This window comes from Deltaproteobacteria bacterium, from assembly GCA_016709225.1.
GTDB classification, from domain to species: Bacteria; Myxococcota_A; Polyangia; order Nannocystales; family Nannocystaceae; genus Xiheibacterium; species Xiheibacterium phototrophicum.
Window position 1 is genome coordinate 527169 of sequence record JADJEE010000001.1, and the last position, 16840, is coordinate 544008.

The following is a 16840-nucleotide window of genomic DNA, read 5'->3' on the forward strand; positions in this document are numbered from 1 at the left end:
CCGTGTGGCCCGGGCGGTGGCGTTCCCATCGTTCGAATCGAGGCGCGCCGTCGCGACCCTGTCAGCGAACGAAGGGCTGCGCGCCAGATCGGCGCGCAACACCGCGGGCACGGCGGCGGGCTTGCACGGCGAGTCGGATCACGCCCCCGGTCGCGACGAACAACGCGGTCGTGAGCACGGCGATGCCGGCCGTTCGAAGCCGACGCCCGCGATCGATCTCGTCGACGTAGGCGTCCTCCGTCGTTCGCCCGGGCGCGTTGTCGATGCTCCACGCGCCTGCGATCCACAGACCGGCACCGACCCCCGCGACAGCGCCGCCCGATGCTGTGAGCGCGATGCCCAACGCGTCGACACGGCGGGGCCGCGGATGCGGTCGGTCCGGCGCTGGCTCGGCGGTCGGTCGTGCGGTCGGTCGTGCGGTCGGGACTGGTTCCGGTGGACGTGGCGGAGCTGATGGCTCCACCTTTCGCGTCGCCGCGAGCGTCTCCTCGCAGAGTCGGATGTTGCGCTCGGTATCGGCCCGTCCGGTCGTGCTGGGGTCGGCTGCCAGGTAGCGTCGGTACAGCTCGAGGGCCTGGTCGCACCGCCCACGCAGGCGCTCGGCCTGCGCCCTGGCGTAGAGATAGTCGGGATCGGGGTCCTCGGCGTAGGCCTCGATGAGCGCGTCGATCGCCGCATCCCACTCGCCGGCGTCGAAGTGACGAGCTGCGCGCTGGGCCGCACTCTGCCGCGTGGGTGAAGACGGCGCCGGCTCGGTGGTCGCCAGCAGCAGCGTCAAGGCAGTGACCATGCCGTGCACGCAGGCTCACCGAGGCATCATGGAATCCGGGGACGTTCCCGGGGGTGGCTTCTGCGGGGGCGCGTCCGTGGCGACCGACGCGGGCTGAACGACCCGGCGCTTTCCCGTCTGCCACCGCTCACGACGCGGCGGTGCGACGCGTTGTTCGTTCGCGGTCGTGGCGGGCGGACTCGGTGCGGATGATGGCAGTACCACCGGCGCGACAATCGGCAACGCCGGGCCGGGAACGACCGCGCCGGTGGTGCCACGATCACCGGTCTCGAGCGCGCGAGAGACATCGGGCACGTCGGATGCGGTCGTCACGCTCGCCTGGCGTGGCAACGCGAGCGCGGTCGCCATTGCGCCCAACCCCATCGCACCTGCGACTGCGAACACCAGCTGTCGCCGTGCGCCACGACGCGGCGTCGCCCTCGGCTCGGACTCCACGATGGTGACGTCGTCGCGCGGCTCGGGCCGCGTCACCGGTTCGACGGAGGGCAGTGGCACATCACCGAACACGAGGTGCATGTGGTTTGCGACCGCGTCGTTCGAGCAACGTGCGCCGAGTGACTCGATCGCGGCTTCGATGGCCTCGGCCATCGCCAGCGCGCTGGGGAAGCGCGCCTCGGGATCGCGCTGCAGGGCGCGCAAGAGCACCGCTTCGAGCAATGGCGGGAACTCGGGGTCGAACGAGGTGGGACGCGGCACGTCGCACGAAATGATGCGATTGAGGATCGCCGCCTCGTTGGGCCCGCGGAACAGCCGTCGCGACGTGAGTGCCTCGAACGCGGTGATCCCGATGGCGAAGATGTCGCTGCGATGATCGATGTCGACGCCGAGGCACTGCTCCGGCGACATGTAGCCGAGCTTGCCCTTGAGCACGCCGGAGCCTGTGACCGCGGCCTGGGTGGCGGCCTTTGCCACGCCGAAGTCGACGAGCTTGACCACGCCGTCGTAGCGAACCATGACGTTCGATGGTGAGACGTCGCGGTGAACGACGTGGAGCGGAACGCCTGCTTCGTCGCGGGCGTTGTGCACGTGGTGCAACCCCAGGCAGGCGTCGCGAATGATCGTCAGCGCGACCGTGACGGGCAATCGGCTGGGTTGGCTACCGGCGCGTAGCAATGTGCGCAGGTCGCGGCCATGCACGTACTCCATGACGAGGAACGGCGCGGCGCGCTCGCGGCCGTAGTCGATGACGCCGACGACGTTGGGGTGGTGCAGCCGGGCTGCGACCCGAGCCTCGTCGAGAAACATCGCGACGAAGTCGTGTTCGTGGCGGAGGTTGGCGGCGATGAGCTTGATCGCGACGAGCTTGCTGAAGCCATCGGGGCCTTCGACCCGCGCGGTGTAGACCTCGGCCATGCCGCCCTGCGCGAGCAGATCGATCAAGGTGTATCGACCCAGTCGGCGAGCGATCCCGAGGCCGGATGCGTGCGAACTCGGCAAGCTGACAGCAGGCTACGCTGCGTCGGGCCCGTGGTTCAAGCCTCCGCGGGTGCGCGTCCTCGCTGCAGAGCCGTCGTGCACGGACCTCGGGCACGCCGGCGGCGACCGAGCAGGAGCAACGATGCCAGTGACGCGCCCGCGAGTGGGGACGGCGAATGTGAGCGACAGCCACATCCGCTCGTCCGCGAATCGTCCTGGGGCGTCTGCGAGCTGGTGGTGTCCGCCGACGTCGCCGCACCGCTTCCATCGGTCGCCGCGCCCGTGCTCGTGCCGGGGAACGGGCCGTGGTGAGCCTCGACCTCGACGGTGAACGCGCCGAGGCTCGCCGAAATCGAGCCGCCGACCGACGCACTGTCGACGACCGCCGTGCCGTCGTAGCGGAGCTGGCCCGGCACATCGGGCGCCACGGGGGTGCGCAGCACCAACTCGAGTCGCTCGTCGTCGAGCGCGCGACACTCGACGAACTCGGCCGCGGCGCCATCGAAGGTGGCCGAGAACCCGACGCAAGCCTCGAAGCCGCGCAACGGCGGCGCAACGCGGTTCTCGATCGTGAGCTCGATCGTGTCGGGACGATCGTCGAGCAACGTGGCGGCGAGTGCCAGCGGGGCCTCGAGTGCTCCGGCATCTGGCGCGTCGCCGTGGTATGCGGCAGCACTCACCGCGCCGCGATCGATCGCGACGGTCCCCGGACGTGGTGTGAGCCCAAAGTTCTGTGCATCTGCGAGCAGACCGGGGTCGCCCACCGCAGCCGCCCCGTCGCAGCCACACGCGTCTTGCCAGCCCAGCAGATCGAGCGCGCCGCCGCCGCCCCAGCTGCCGATTCGCGTCGGCGTTTCGGGCCAGTACACGTTGTGGTCGGCGGTCGGCGGCGCGGCGAACTCGATGGGGGCGAAATGAACGGCATGGTCGCTCGCGCCCACCACGAGGTTGGCCGAGAACATCGAGCCAGAGGCCCAGGCCGCGTCGATGCCCACGCGTCCACCCACGACCGTGTTGTGGCTCCACAGGTTGCCGACGCCACCATGGAAGAGGATGTCGTTCTCACACAGCCCGCAGTCACCGGCATCGACCACGATGTTGCCGTCGACACTCCAGCCCGAGGCCCCCTGGATCAGCTGGATCGCCGCGCCGTAGACCGACGCGTCGGCGGCGGGGGCGATCCGCGAGATGAAGTTGTGATGGATGTGACCGGCGTTCGACGCCGTGCGCGTGGCGAACACGGCCACGGATCGGGCCTGGGGAGCTCCGCACGCGTCGGACCCGAAGTCGTGGAACTGGTTGCCCGCGATCTCGACGCCCGCCGACGAACCCAGGACGCTCACGCCGATGCGCGATCCGACCGTGAACTCCTGCCAGTCGGCGGGCTGGCAACTCGACTGGTCGACGTCGAGACAATCACCGCACTGCCAGCAGTCGCTCAGCCCGCAGTGCAGGCATGTCGCGAGCGTCGAGACCGTGCACTGCACGTCGGAGACGTCGTTGTCGAGCACGCGCGCCGAATCGACGGCATCGATCCTCACTGCGTGACCGCAGGCGCGTTCGATCCGGTTGCCGCGGACTTCGGGCGCGATCAGCTCGCCAGCGGCACCATCGAGCTCGATCGCAGGGCCGGGCCAGTCGATGAACGTGTTGTCGGCGATGACGATCCCCGTGATCGACGAGCCGGTGGACCGCACGTTGATCGCGGCTGCGGTCGGCTCGGCCGGGCAACCGTCGCCGACGAACACGAGCCCGCGGATCGTCCAGTATGAGATGTCGTCGAGCGTGATCGTGCCCGTGAGTCGCGGGCTGTGCCCGGGAGCGGCCTCGATGACGATCGGCGCCGCCGCGGTGCCGTTCGACATGGCGATCCCCGGTCGGCTCTCGCCATCGTAGGCCACAGCCGCATCGCGCAGCAGGATCCGCTCTCCCGGCGCGATCGGTGACTCGAAGGCGCAATAGAGATTGTCGTAAGGATCCTCTTCGGTACCGGTGCCGTTGCACTGGCCGGGCCCGACCACGTCGCCGTCGATCCAGATGTCGGCGCGAGCGAGTCCGGGCGTCGTGGCCACGACCACGCCCAATGCCCGAGCGGCGCGCTGGCATGCGAGGACGAGTGCGGCGCGGCATGGTGCGGTGTTCGTCATGGCGGGGCGCCTCGCACACGCTCGAACAGCGACACCGTCCAGCTCTCGACGTCGGCGAGCAGCTTGGTCCGCGTGGCCGGGTCGGACTCGAGCGACTCGACCTGCTCGCGCAGCCGCGCCCGCGCGCGGGTCAGGCGGGTGGTCACGGCCGACACGCTGATCTCGAGCGCCCCCGCGACCTCGGATGTCGAGAGCTCTTCGCCGTAGAACAGCTGCAGTGCGACGAGGGCGTCCGGTGGCAGGGTTTCGAGCGCGCGTAGCAGCAGGCGATGCTCACGCCGCATCCGTACGATCCGACTGGGGGACAGATCGGTCTGCGGTGCGTCGAACGGGAGCGTGGCCAGGACTTGGACGCGCTGTGATCGACGCAGGTGATCGAGGAGTTTGTGCCGCGCGATGCCGAATAGGTAGGCACGAAAGCTGGTCGCTTTGGCGGCGGCTGCCGCGTTCTCGACGCACGCCAACAACACCTGCTGGGTGAGGTCGTCGGCCGCCTCCGTGGCCTTGAGCGCCATGAAGCGGTGCACGGCGGTGTAGTGACGGCGCATCAGCACGTCGCCGGCTCTGCGGTCCGCAGCGGCCCAGGCCCGGAGCAAGTCGAGATCGCTCGCCGCGGCAAGGTCCATGCAGCGACGAGTATACCCCCGGCGCGGCAGGGGTATGGCGGCGCGGGCGGCTCTCGTGTAGCGTCACTCGAGCGTGCGCGGACGGGTGTACGCGGTGCTCGGAACGACGCTGGGTCTCGTCGACTGCGAGGCGCCTCCGTTCACCTGCGAGCGCGACAGTGCCTGCCGGCTGGGCGGCTTGCTCGGGCGCTGCGAAGCCGAGGGCCATTGCAGCTATCCCGACCAGAGCTGCCCCTCGGGCGCGCGTTTCAGCGACAACGCCAGCGCGGCGCTGGCCGGGCGTTGCGTGGAGCAGATGCTCGACGGCTCGAGCGGTGGCTCGTCGACCGGCTGCGGCGATGGCGATGTCTCCGACGACGAGGAATGCGACGACGGCAATCGCGAGGACGCCGATGGCTGCAACTCCGACTGCACGGTCTCGGGCTCGACGCGATGGGCGAACGCGGACGGCGAAGGTGAGTGGGTCGCGCTCGCGCTCGCCGGCGGCACCGTGTACGCCGTCGGAAACTCCGGCAACGCGGCGCAGGGCGAGGCCATCGTGGCCGCGTTGCAGCTCGACAGCGGCGCGACAGCGTGGCCGGTGCGGAGCACGGCGAGCGCCCACGGCGAGCGACGGGCTGAGGGCGTGATGCGCTCGGGTGCTGGCGTCTGGGTGGTCGGGCGCGAGGACGGTCCGATCGATGCCCGCGGCTGGGCCGAGTTGCACGATGACAGCGGCGTGCGCGAGTCGCTGGTCTTCGACGAGCCGGGCGACGACGGCTTCGTGGCCGCGCTGGGCGAGCCGATCGTGGTCGCTGCTCGCATCGACGACGGTGCGTTGCTTCGACCGCTCGCCGCTGCGACGTGGGAAGCGCGGCGTGCCGGCGTCGACCTGCGCGCCGCGGCGGGGCGCGAGGACGGTGGTATTGCAGCGTTGCTGCGTGGGTCCGACGGCGTCCGGCTCGAGTGGTTCGGCCCCGGCGGCCTTCCGCTGGCGACATGGCGCGTGGGCGACGACGACGAACGTGTCGCGTTGGCCCGCGACGGCGCTGGCCTACTGGCGAGCCCGACTCAGCTGGCGCGCTGGGTCGATGGCCAGCGCGCGTGGTGGGTGACGCTCGACGACCAGAACATCACCGCGCTCGCGGTCCATCGCGACGGCTCGGTGGCGGTGGCGGGGCGAGCGGGCGACGCTCCCTGGGTCGCCCGTGTCCGTGTCGATGGCGCCTTTGCATGGACGCGGGTGCTCGCCGATGCGCCGAGTGCAGCATTGGCCGCGATCGTCGCGATCGACGACGGGGGGAGCATCGTGGGCGGCGCAGACGCGGCGAGCGGCACGACGTGGATCGCTCGACTTCGTCCGTAGCATCCCGTGGCGCGCGATCGACGTCGCGGTGACAAACCCGTCCGACGAACGACTTCCATTCCACCGAGCGGATTCCCCGTCGGCGTGGCGACCGAAGTGGCTGCCGTGGCCGTCGGCGTCGCGCAAGAATGGAAGTCGAGACATGCACCACCTCCAACGCACCGCGGCTTTCGTGCTCGCGACCGCATGCAACGCGGACACGACTTCGGTCCCGAGCGGGCCCTCCGAGACCAGCGCGACGTCCACCGCGAGCGTCGGCGACGGTTCCACCGACACCTCGGTGAGCGGGTCTAGCCCAACCGCCGACGACGGAGCGGTCGCGAGCACCGGCGCTTCGACCGGTGGTGACGGCCTGCCGAAGTACGATCTGGGCTTCGCCTCGGACCTTCCGTCGGGGCCGGAGTATACCTCGTGCGAGAGTCTGCGCCGCGCGGGACCGACCAGCCTCGGCTGCGAGTTCTGGGCGGTCGATCTCGACTTCGCAGGCAACGAAGAACCCGGCCTGGGCATCGGACTGGGCAACCCCGGTTTGGCCGACGTCGAGGTCGTCATCGAGGACATGCGCGGGCCTGGGGACACCCTGCGTGTGGTGGGTGAGTTCGTCGTCGGCGCTGGAAACAGCGAGATGGTCACGGTCAACGGCGCGACCGGGATCCTGGCCGGACAGGAGCACGCCAGCTTCGCCGGCCTCGCGCCGCGGGCGGCGTTTCGCGTCACGTCGGACAAGCCCATCACCGCCATGCAGATCAACCCGGTCGGAGGTGCGGCGGGCGTGGTACCGGAGGCGAGCCTGCTGTTGCCGACCACGGCCCTGGTGGGAACCCATCTGGCGCTCGGCCACGAGTCCGGCGCATCCGATTATGTGAAGGTGGTCGCGACCCAGGACGGTACGACGGTGTCCACGATCGCCGGCGATGTGATGCTCGACGCCTTCGACGTGTACGGTTTCCCGGATCCTGCAGTGGGCGGGTGGGAAGCGACCGGATTCTACGTCACGGCCGACGCTCCCATTGCGATGTTCTCCGGCAACACCTGCGCGACCATCGGTGGTCATGGATGGTGCGATCACATCGAAGAGCAGGTGTTGCCGCTGTCGGCCTGGGGCACCCACTACGTCGGTGCGATGCACCCTCAGCGCACGCCACCGGGTGACGGCCACGAATCGGTGGTGTGGCGAGTGGTCGCCGCCACGGGCGACACGTCCGTAACGATCTCACCGGACGTCGTGGGTGGCCCCATCCACATCGGCGACGCCGGTGGATACGTCGAGTTCACCGCCACCGAGCACTTCGTGGCGACGTCGGACGATGACCACCCGTTCATGCTCGTCCAGTACATGACCGGGGGCGAGGCACTGCTGCCCGACTGCACCAGCGGTATCCCCTCCGGCGACCCGTGGATGTTGCAGATGGTCCCGACCGCCCAGTGGCTGGAGACCCTGCCGTTCTCGACCGACACGTCGCACGTGCGCGACTTCGTCTCGGTCGTACGCCCGAGCGGCACGACGGTCACACTGGCCTGCTTCGGCGTGATTCCGGACGCGCGCTTCGAAGCCATCGGCGACAGCGGCTACGAGATCGCGGCGATCGACCTCGACCTCGACGGCAGTGGCGGTGAAGGCGAATGCGCGGACGGGCAGCAGTTGCTCACCGCGGACGCGGCCGTCGGCGTCTACGTCGGTGGGATCGACTGCGCCGCGAGCTATGCGTATCCGGGCGGCTTGAGTGTGGCCGGCCTGTGGGAGCCGCCCAACCGACCGCCCGGCTAGCGATGGTCGGTCGGCTGTGGCGTGCCGCGGCCGCGCGGCGCCACGCCGACCCGGCTACTCCTGCAGCTCGACCAGCAGGGTGGTGATGTTGTCCTTGCCACCCTTGGCGTTGGCGAAGCGGATCGACTCAAGCACGGCGTCCTCGACCTCGAGATCGAGGAAGTAGCGCATCTCGTCCATCGACTCGACGTAGCCGTGGAAGCCATCGGAGCACAGCACGAAGCGGTCGCCGCCGAACAGCGGCACCGGCATGGTGTCGACCTCGACGTAGTCCTTGTGCCCGACCGCGCGCGTGATGACGTTGCGCGCGCGGGACTTCGCAGCTTGATCCGGCGTGATGAGGCCGTGCTTGAGCTGATAGTTGATGAGCGTGTGATCCTCGGTGATCTGCTCGACCTGGCCCTGGCGCACCAGGTAGACCCGTGAGTCACCGACCTGGCCGACCACGCCGATGCGGCCGCACACCAGCAGCACCGAGGCGGTGGTGCTCATGCCGCGCTGCTCGGGGTCGAGCTGGCCCATGGTGTGGACCATGTAGCAGGCGTTCTGGATCGCGCCGCGCACGATCTGGCACAGCTGACCGGCGCGCGCGGTCGGGTCGCCGGCGGCGGCCTCGCGGATGGTGGCCTCGTGGCGCTTGACCCACTCCCACACCAGCTCGACGGTCTCTTGGCTCGCGACCTCGCCCTTGGCGCGACCGCCGACGCCGTCGGCGACGACGAAGAGTCCGAGGTCGGGATCGGCGAGGTGGGCGTCCTCGTTGTGGTCGCGGGACAAGCCAGTGTCCGTGTGACCGAAGTAGCGAATTTCCATGGTGGGGTCGGTCGACGAGCCTACCATGGTGTACCGATTTTGCCCCGCACTGTGCGGCGCACGAGGGCAGGGGGTCGTGGCCGTGCCGTCACCAGCCTGCGCGCCTGCGCAGGAACGGGGGGTGTGACGGCTCGGGGTGGCGAGCGAGCCCTGGCGCCGCTTCAGGGCCGTGGTTGGGGCGCGCACAACGACAGCTGCTGCAGCCGCTGCGCAAACGCGTCGTGCAAGGGCGCGAGTACCCGCGGCTCGGGCTGCCGCTCGAGCCATAGCTGCAGCGCCGCGGCGTGGAGCCGCAGCGCCCCCTCGCCGCCGCCGTAGCGCGCGTCGCCGACGATCGGCATGCCCAGCGCGGCCAGGTGTACGCGGGCCTGGTGGCGATGACCGTGGCGCAGGTGCACGGCGACGAGGCAGTGGTGCTCGCCGCGGGTGAGCACGGTGATCTGCGAGTGCGCGGGCTGACCGTCGGGGCGCACGGCGACGTGACGACGCGTCGCGCCGTGGCCGAGCGGCAGGTCGACGTGGATCGAGGCCAGCGCCGACGGCATCGGCGGCTGGGTGCACGCGCGCAGCGGCACCGCGAGCTCGGCCAGCGCCGCGGGCACGGGCGCCGCCGTGACGCCGGCACGCACCGGCGGCCACGGCCGCGCGTCGTCGAGGTGACACAGCGCGAGGTAGAGCTTGAGCGTCGACGCGTGGGCGATCGCGGCGCGCCCGGCCACCCACGCCGCCGGCGAGCGGGCGAACGCGACGACGCCGGTGGTCTCGCGATCGAGGCGGTGGATCGCACCGCCGTCGCGGGCGGGCCCGCTGGCGCTGGCGCACTCGGGATGCCGGGCAGCGACCGCATCGGCGAGGCTCGGGGGATCGTCGGGGCGCAGCCGCAGGGTGTGCACACCCGCAGGCTTGTCGACGTAGACGAAGCGATCGGTGACGTGCAACGCCGCAATCTCGGGTGGTGCGGCGGCGGTGTCCACCGCGAGCACCAAGCGATCCCCGTGGGCGACCCGCTGCGACGGTCGCACGATCGCACCATCGCGTCGCACCGCGCCCGCGAGTGCGAGGCTGCGTGCGACCCGGCGCGACACGCCCGGCGCGCGTCGACCGAGCACGACGTCGACGCGCTCGCCGATGTCCTCGGGCGCCTCGACGACGATCTCCACGGTCGTCGGCATCGCGATCACCGGGGCAGCCGCAAGCACCTGCAGGTGGCGCCGGCCGGCAACGTCGCGACGCCCGCCGGCACGCGCACCAGCAGCTGCGCGCGGGCGATCGAGCGCAGATTGCCCGAGCGCTGGTCGGGCAGCGGCACCACCCGCTCGCCGTCGAAGCCTGCGCGCACGAAGTGCTCGCGGCGTGGCTCACCCTCGACCGCGGCACCGAGCACGGCGGTGAAGGCGGGCGGCCGTGGATCGCCGCGCACGCCCGCGAGCACGCGGAGCACCGGTGCGGCGAACAGCGCGAACGCAACCAGGGAGCTGGCGGGGTTGCCGGGCAGCGCGATGCAGGTCACCGCACCCACGCGGACCGCCCCGGTGGGCTTGCCAGGACGCATCGCGACACCCCACAGCAACTCGTCGCCGTCGGCGCGGCGCAGCGCGTCGCGCACGAGATCGTGATCGCCGACGGAGGCGCCGCCGCTGGTCAACACGACGTCGGCGCGCGCCAACGCCGATGCGAGCGCGCGATCGAGGGCCCCACGATCGTCGGGCACCTCGACCGACTCGACCACCTCGCCACCGACGGCGCGGACCAGCGAAGCCAACATCGTGCCGTTGGTGCTCGGCACGAAGCCGGGCGCCGGCGGCTGCCCCACCGCGACCAGCTCGTCGCCGTTCGAGAGGATCGCGACCCGTGGCCGCCGGTGGACCTCGAGCGTGGCGTGGCCACCGGCGCCGAGCAGCGCGAGCTCGGCGGCCGCGAGCTCGGTGCCGGCCGGCAGCAGCGGCGCGTCGCGCTCGAAGTCGGCGCCGGCGGGGCGCACGAAGCGGCCGGCGCGTGCGTGCGTGCGTGCGTCGTCGAGCAGCTCGATGCGTCCGTCGTCGCGGCGTCGCACGTCTTCCTGCGCGACCACCAGCTCCGCGCCGTTGGGTACCACCGCGCCGGTCGCGATGCGCACGGCAGTGCCCGCGATCCACGGCGCGGTGAAGGGGTGTCCGGCACTGCTGGTGCCGGCGATCGCGATGGGCCCGTCGCCGCGCACCGTCGCGAGCTCGAGCGCGTAGCCGTCCATCACGCTGGTCGGCGCCACCGGCAGCTGCCACCTTGCGGCGTGATCGCAGGCGAGCACGCGCCGGTCGGCCGCGACCAGCGGCACCGCTTCGCTCGCCAGCGACGTCAGCGACGCCAGCAGCCGCGCCTGCGCGGCGTCGACGTCGATCATCACTTGGCCCCGTCGCGCTGGCCCGGGATCCGGCTGGTGCCCGCGGTCGAAGCGTCGTGGCGTCGTGTGCGACGGCTGCGACCGCTGCGGCCGCGGGGCTTGTCGCCGGCTGGGGTGCCGCGGCCGCTCTCGGCGGCGGTCGTCCGCGGCGCGGGCTCGGCGACCGCGGGCAGCTCGGCCGCGGCGTCGCGATCCGGGCTCGCCGCGGTGGCGTCGGGCGCGGCAGCCTCGCGCGCCGGCGCATCGTCGCCGGCGGGGTCGAAGCTCGCGGTCGGCCCACGCGGTGCCGGGGCATCGAGCGTGCCGCGCTTGGCGTTCGCGTCGACGTAGACGATCACCAGCTCGCCGAGCTCGGGCTTGTGCTCGCGGGCGTAGCCGTTGATGCGCGAGAGGTCGCCGGTCGTCAGCCCGAAGCGCTTGCCGATGCGCTCGAGCGTGTCGCCCTTGCTCGCCTTGACGGCGCGCCGTAGCTTGCCGCGCCGCGCGAGCTCGGCCTCGAGGTGGGCCCGCGAGCCGCGGGCGACGTGCTCGACCTGATCGAGCTCGAGGAATGCCGACGGCGGCTCACTGCCCTTCCAGCTGCGCGGCACCACCAGCTGCAGCAGCTGGCCCGGCTGTAGCCGCGCCGATGGGTCGAGATCGTTCCACTGCACCACGCGCTCCCACGTGGTCCCGAACGCGCGCGCGATCGCAGCCGGCGTCGAGGCGCGCGTGACTTCGAAGAACACCAGCCGTTCGTCGTCGCGGTGCGGGCAGGGGGGTACCGCCGCCAGCGGACGCGGGCCCTCGGGCGCCGCGGTCGGCGTGCCGTCGCCCGGCACCACCAGCGTGACACCGCCGGTCACCTCGGCGGCGTCCTCGATGCCGTTGCGCTTGCGCAGCTCCTTCTCACCGATGCCACCGCGGCGTGCCAGCGCCTCGAGCCGCTCGCCTTCGCGTGCGACGATCGTGCCCTCGCCCTCGTGGGCGCGGAGGATCTCCGCGCGCGCGGCCGCGAAGGCCTGCGCGCGATCGCGGGGGATGCGAACCATCGTGCGGCCGCGACCCGGCGGCGTGCGACCGCGGATCAGGCGTGCGTTCCACTCCTGCAGCAGATCGAGATCCACCTCGAGCGTGCGCGCGAGCGTGGCCAGCGTGACCGAGTGCTGCAGCTCGACCTCGACCCAGTCGGCCGCCGGCATCGGCTCGAGCGCGCGGGCGCCGAAGCCGAAGTGGTCGCGGTTGCGGGCCACCAACGCCGCCGCGACGATCTTCGGCACGTAGTTCACGGTCGCGTGGGGGAGGCCGCTCTCGATCTCCGCGAGCGCCCAGAAGTTGTTGGTGTTGTGGCGCTCGATCGCGGTCATCACGAGGCCGTAGCCGGCGTTGTAGGCGGCCAGCGCGAGCTCCCACGAGCCGAAGCGCACCCGCAGATCGGCGAGGTACTCGGCGGCGGCATGGGATGCGCGCTCGATGTCATGGCGCTCGTCGATCCAGAAGGTCTTGGTCAGGCCATAGACCCCGCCGGTGCCCTCCATGAACTGCCAGGGTCCCGCGGCCCCGACCGCACTGCGGACGCGGGGGTTGAAGCCGCTCTCGGCCATCACCACCCACACGAGATCCTCGGGCACCTCGTGCTCGCGGAGGATCTTGCGGATGCGGTCCTCGTAGCGGCCGGCGCGGCGCAGCCACGCGCGCATCAGCGCGCGGCCGCGTTCGTCCTTGGTGAAGTACTCGAGGTAGTCCAGCAGCCCGCGGTTCCATCGCAGCGGCAGGTCCGGCTTGCGCAGCGACGTCATCCACGGCTCGGGGGCGATGGCGACGATGGTCTGGACCAACACGCTGCGGCTGGCCTCGAAGGCGGCCAGCGCCGCTCGATCCTCGCCGTCGGGCTCGTACGCCGGGGGTGACCACCCGCCGTGGATCGACCCACGCGCCGGACGATCGCCGCGCACGCGCATGCGAGCCGTGGCCGACGCAGTGCGCTCCACCTTCGCTGCGTCCGTCGCTTCGTCCGATCGCCCGGCGGGCGCGGACGCGGGGGCCGCAGCCCTCGGCGCGGCGCTTGCCGAGGCCGTGCCGGTCGGGAGCGTGGTGTGCAGTACCAGCGCGCTCGCCAGCGCGCCCACCCATGTGGCGAGGGCCGAACGTGTCAGCGGCCGCGGCCGCAACGACGGCGCGCAGGCGGGGCCATCGACGGCGTGCGCCAGGGTTCGTTGCGCAACTTGCGGCCGCGCGCTCACGCGAGCACGCTAGCATTGGTTGGCAAAGCCGACTACCTTTCCGCCATGCACACCCTGCTCGGATTCGGCGTCGGCCTCCCCGAGGTGGTCATCATCCTCGTCGTGGTGCTGCTCATCTTCGGCCCCGCCAAGCTCCCCGCGCTGGGCGAGGGCATCGGCAAGATGCTCAAGGGCTTCAAGAAAGAGATGAAGTCGATCGAGGACGAGAAGGTCGCGTCGGCGGAGAAGGTCATCGAGCGCGGCGACGATCGCGACGCGATCGAAGTGACCCCCAAGGGCGCGAGCGAGACCAAGTAGGTCGCCGATCACATCCGCGGCGCGAGGCGCCGCAGGATCGCATCGCGCAGTGGGCCTGCGAGGTGGGCGTCGCCGGCGATGTCGCGCAGCTCGGTGGTGTCGAGCAGGCCGACCAGGCGCAGCGCCATCGGTAGCGGCATTCGAGGGTTGCGGACCAGGGCCCGTCGCACGCGGGGGCTGGTGCTCCAGCGGGTCGATCGCAGCACCATCGTCAACACGCCGCCCGAGGCCCGTCGTGCGGTGGCGATGCGCACCACGTCGTCCTCGGTCACGTGGGGGTTGGCGAGCAGCAGCGAGACCACGTCCGCGTGGGGATCGACCAGCAGCTGCGTCAGCACATCGCGGGACCACGAGCGGGCCAGCGACTTGCGCTCGCCGAGTGTGAGTGGTCGCCCGCCCGGCACCAGCGGGCGCGGGGCCGCGGCCCGCTTGTCGTTGCCGTGGGCGCACTCGCCGAGCAGGTCCTTGCACGCGGCGAGGCCGTTCGCGTCCGCGGCGGCGTGGATGGCCCTGCGGGTGTCGTCGTCGATGCGTTCGCCCTCGAGCAGATCGACCGCGGCCAGCAGTCCGATGGAGAACGGGGGCCCGCCCGCTCGCCCCGCGGTCGCGAAGGCGTCGAGCAACCACGCGGCGTCACCCGGCGCGGCGTGCTCGAGCAGCTCCGCCAGTCGCACCGCCCGCATCGCGCGGCCCGGGAGCGCCGCGAGTCGGGTCGCGACGGCGCGGGGCTGCAGGCGCGCGGCGGGCTCGATCGACGACGCGACGTCATGCGCGACGTCCGTCGTCCCGTCGTCGTCCGACTGCACGCCTCCATCGTGGCCCAATTCGTGGGCCGTTGGCGACACGCCGCGCGAGCGCGGCGCGCGGCCGCGCCGTCAGCCCTTCATCTGGCGGTAGATGTCCTCGAGCAGCGGCCTCGGGTCCGGCGTGCCCTTGCGGACCACGCTCGCCACCGTGAGTGCGACGGCCGCCAGCAGCAGGATCACCACCAGCACGGTGCCGAACATGCCGCGCTTGGGCGTGTCGAGCTCGGGCTCGATGTCGTCGATCGGTACCGGCCGCGGCGGCGCGGCCTGTCGGGTCGGCCGGGGCGCGGGTGCGGGCTCCGATGGTGCGAGCTCGCGCCGCGGCGCCTCGGTACGCGCCGCGGGGGTGCGCGGACGTGCGGGTGCGGGCTCGGCCACGGGCGCACGCGGAGCCGCGACCTCTGCCACGGGCGCGCGCGGAGCCGGTGCGTCGTCGCGCGCGGTCGGCATCGCGCGCACCACGGTGTCGCCGGTGCGAGCGGCGGCCGCGGCCGCACTCGCGGCCAGGCCGGGCGGCGGCGGCATGCCGATCACGGTCGCACGCACGCCGTCGTCGGCGGGCGTCGGCAGGTCGGGCACCGTCGCTCGCACGTCCGACGCGGGCGTACGCGGGGCCGTCTCGAGCATCGCGGGCGCGGACGGCCGCACGATGGTCTCGGAGTCCATGTCGTCGTCGTCGCCGAGTGCGATCGAGGGTCGCGGCAGCGCGGCGGCGACCGCCGGGCGCTCGGGCTCGAGCGGCGGCAGCACGGTGTCCGACGGCGTCTCGCGCTCGAGGATGATCTCGGGCGCACCGATCTCGCGCTCGAAGGGCGGCGTCGCGATCGGGGCCTCGACCGCCGCAACCGCGACCGCGACCTCCGCCGCAGGCGCGGCGACCTCGGGTTCGGCGACGTCCGGCACCGCGTGCACGTGCGGCTGCGCGACCGCGCTGCGATAGTCGGCCACCGACCGGTAGCCGCTGGCCATGCGCATGCCGGGCTCGCGCAGGCTCGCGTCGTTGGCGGCGGCGAAGTCGAAGATCATCCGGAAGCGGCAGTGGGGACACTCGAGCTGCACCAGCTCGGCGATGTCGCCATCACGCAGCTCGAACGGACCCACACACTCGGGACAGGCGATGATCATGTCAGAAGTCGAGCCCCACCGAGATTGTGTACTGCTGCTGGAATTTGGAGCGGTCGGCAACCGACGCGCCCTCGAACTCGCCCGCGCGCTTGCCCCCCGGCACGAGCATGGCTTCCACGCCCACGCGCATCACCGCAAAGATCATGCGCAGGCCGAAGTAGGGCCGGTGCCGCACGATCGCACCGGTGTTCTGGAACACGAACTCGTTGTTCGCCGCGGTGTCGACCCCGGGGCAGGTCTGGTTGTACGCGTCGACGAACTCGTCGCAGTTCGGCGTCGCGTCGAGCACCGTCGAGCGCGAGAGGATGATGAGCGCCTCGTAGCCGGCGTAGGGCGTGAGGCTGAAGGTCTTGCCGAGCCCGAACACGTACGAGACCGACACCGAGGGTGCGGCGGTCGTCATGTTGAAGTCCTTCGCGCCGAGCAGCCGCGAGAAGCTGGCCCGGATCGCGATCGAGGGGATGGGATGCTTGCGGTAGAAGCCCTCGTGGATCGCGATCTTGCCGTAGCCGGACATCGCCCACATGCGGCTGTCGAACAGGTGCGTCGCGCCGGCGCCGACCTCGATGCCCGGCCACAACCCCTTGCGACCCATGATCTGCATCGTCGGCGCGACGTTGTCGGCCTGGCCACGGGTGGTTCGCGACCAGTAGTCGCGCCCGCCCGCGATGGTGTTCACGCCGAAGTCGGCCGAGATCGCGAAGCCGGCCAGACCGAGCGAGTCGGCGGGGTCGACCGGGCGTGGCGCCATCACCGTGCCGAGCTCGGACGAGAGGCTGCGGAAGCCCGCATTGTCCTGGGCCACGCTGCCGCCCGAGAGTGTGCCGAGGCCGGTGAGGTCGAGATCGTACTTGCCGGCCAGCGCGACCCTGGGCACGAGCGACAACGCGGTCGCGACGAGGGTAGCGGTGGGCAAGAGCCGGAGATGCATGCGGGGCTCCGAACAGCGGACGGCGCAGCGTAGCGTCGCACACGCCGCCATGTCAAGGATGAGCCCCGGCTCAAGCGTTCGAGATCGCTAGCGATTGCCCGAGCGATCCGCTCGACCCGAGTGCGCGAAGCGAACGGGCCTCGCGGATCGCCCGACGAGCAGTGGCGGCCACGG

At 71.7% G+C, this 16840-nt stretch carries 14 protein-coding genes; 3 read left to right on the top strand and 11 right to left on the bottom strand.

Translation table 11 applies throughout. The features are described 5' to 3' along the window. Positions 1-61: 61 nt before the first annotated feature. The 4 genes from IPH07_02190 to IPH07_02205 all read right to left on the bottom strand — a co-directional run bounded on the left by IPH07_02190 (position 62) and on the right by IPH07_02205 (position 4979). Positions 62-790 carry a hypothetical protein gene (locus IPH07_02190; GenBank protein MBK6916187.1) on the bottom strand — a complete coding sequence of 243 codons (729 nt, stop codon included), beginning with the start codon at positions 788-790 and terminating at the stop codon, positions 62-64. Between the two features lie 15 nt (positions 791-805). Beyond that, on the bottom strand, positions 806-2170 hold the full coding sequence (locus IPH07_02195) for a protein kinase (protein MBK6916188.1): 1365 nt from the start codon (positions 2168-2170) through the stop codon (positions 806-808). A 92-nt stretch (positions 2171-2262) separates the two neighbouring features. Beyond that, complete coding sequence (locus tag IPH07_02200; GenBank protein MBK6916189.1) at positions 2263-4278, bottom strand: hypothetical protein; 2016 nt, start codon at positions 4276-4278, stop codon at positions 2263-2265. Positions 4279-4349: 71 nt separating this feature from the next. Continuing rightward, positions 4350-4979: a sigma-70 family RNA polymerase sigma factor gene (locus IPH07_02205; protein ID MBK6916190.1), complete on the bottom strand. Its 630-nt coding sequence runs from the start codon at positions 4977-4979 to the stop codon at positions 4350-4352. Positions 4980-5052: 73 nt separating this feature from the next. Here IPH07_02205 and IPH07_02210 point away from each other — a divergent pair, with 73 nt between their 5' ends. Both IPH07_02210 and IPH07_02215 read left to right on the top strand, forming a co-directional pair. Next, the gene (locus IPH07_02210; GenBank protein ID MBK6916191.1) at positions 5053-6324 is read left to right on the top strand and encodes a hypothetical protein; all 1272 of its coding nucleotides are present in this window, start codon (positions 5053-5055) and stop codon (positions 6322-6324) included. A gap of 529 nt (positions 6325-6853) precedes the next feature. Further along, positions 6854-8092 carry an IgGFc-binding protein gene (locus tag IPH07_02215; GenBank protein MBK6916192.1) on the top strand — a complete coding sequence of 413 codons (1239 nt, stop codon included), beginning with the start codon at positions 6854-6856 and terminating at the stop codon, positions 8090-8092. Positions 8093-8146: 54 nt separating this feature from the next. Here the strand turns inward: IPH07_02215 and IPH07_02220 are convergent, their stop codons facing one another. The 4 genes from IPH07_02220 to IPH07_02235 form a co-directional block, all read right to left on the bottom strand. After that, positions 8147-8905: a serine/threonine-protein phosphatase gene (locus IPH07_02220; GenBank protein MBK6916193.1), complete on the bottom strand. Its 759-nt coding sequence runs from the start codon at positions 8903-8905 to the stop codon at positions 8147-8149. Between the two features lie 161 nt (positions 8906-9066). Beyond that, positions 9067-10077 carry a hypothetical protein gene (locus tag IPH07_02225; protein ID MBK6916194.1) on the bottom strand — a complete coding sequence of 337 codons (1011 nt, stop codon included), beginning with the start codon at positions 10075-10077 and terminating at the stop codon, positions 9067-9069. 5 nt (positions 10078-10082) lie between these two features. After that, positions 10083-11285 carry a molybdopterin molybdotransferase MoeA gene (locus IPH07_02230; GenBank protein ID MBK6916195.1) on the bottom strand — a complete coding sequence of 401 codons (1203 nt, stop codon included), beginning with the start codon at positions 11283-11285 and terminating at the stop codon, positions 10083-10085. Next, positions 11285-13255: a transglycosylase SLT domain-containing protein gene (locus tag IPH07_02235; GenBank protein ID MBK6916196.1), complete on the bottom strand. Its 1971-nt coding sequence runs from the start codon at positions 13253-13255 to the stop codon at positions 11285-11287. The genes IPH07_02230 and IPH07_02235 overlap by 1 nt, the downstream gene beginning before the upstream one ends. A gap of 297 nt (positions 13256-13552) precedes the next feature. Between IPH07_02235 and tatA the strand changes: the two genes are divergently transcribed. Further along, entirely contained in the window at positions 13553-13804 is a 252-nt protein-coding gene (gene tatA / locus IPH07_02240) for a twin-arginine translocase TatA/TatE family subunit (protein ID MBK6916197.1), read from the top strand. Positions 13805-13812: 8 nt separating this feature from the next. Here tatA and IPH07_02245 read toward each other — a convergent pair whose 3' ends face one another. The 3 genes from IPH07_02245 to IPH07_02255 form a co-directional block, all read right to left on the bottom strand. After that, positions 13813-14610 (bottom strand): hypothetical protein, encoded by a 798-nt coding sequence (locus IPH07_02245; protein MBK6916198.1) that lies wholly within the window; start codon positions 14608-14610, stop codon positions 13813-13815. A gap of 69 nt (positions 14611-14679) precedes the next feature. After that, on the bottom strand, positions 14680-15735 hold the full coding sequence (locus IPH07_02250) for a hypothetical protein (protein MBK6916199.1): 1056 nt from the start codon (positions 15733-15735) through the stop codon (positions 14680-14682). Between the two features lies 1 nt (position 15736). Beyond that, positions 15737-16666 (bottom strand): hypothetical protein, encoded by a 930-nt coding sequence (locus IPH07_02255; protein MBK6916200.1) that lies wholly within the window; start codon positions 16664-16666, stop codon positions 15737-15739. Between the last annotated feature and the right edge of the window lie 174 nt (positions 16667-16840).

Bases quoted from the DNA above. Each gene is read 5' to 3' on its own strand.
- IPH07_02190 (MBK6916187.1), bottom strand. From the start codon at position 790: ATGGTCACTGCCTTGACGCTGCTGCTGGCGACCACCGAGCCGGCGCCG.
- IPH07_02205 (MBK6916190.1), bottom strand. From the start codon at position 4,979: ATGGACCTTGCCGCGGCGAGCGATCTCGACTTGCTCCGGGCCTGGGCC.
- IPH07_02220 (MBK6916193.1), bottom strand. From the start codon at position 8,905: ATGGAAATTCGCTACTTCGGTCACACGGACACTGGCTTGTCCCGCGAC.
- IPH07_02225 (MBK6916194.1), bottom strand. From the start codon at position 10,077: ATGCCGACGACCGTGGAGATCGTCGTCGAGGCGCCCGAGGACATCGGC.
- IPH07_02230 (MBK6916195.1), bottom strand. From the start codon at position 11,285: ATGATCGACGTCGACGCCGCGCAGGCGCGGCTGCTGGCGTCGCTGACG.
- tatA (MBK6916197.1), top strand. From the start codon at position 13,553: ATGCACACCCTGCTCGGATTCGGCGTCGGCCTCCCCGAGGTGGTCATC.
- IPH07_02250 (MBK6916199.1), bottom strand. From the start codon at position 15,735: ATGATCATCGCCTGTCCCGAGTGTGTGGGTCCGTTCGAGCTGCGTGAT.
- IPH07_02255 (MBK6916200.1), bottom strand. From the start codon at position 16,666: ATGCATCTCCGGCTCTTGCCCACCGCTACCCTCGTCGCGACCGCGTTG.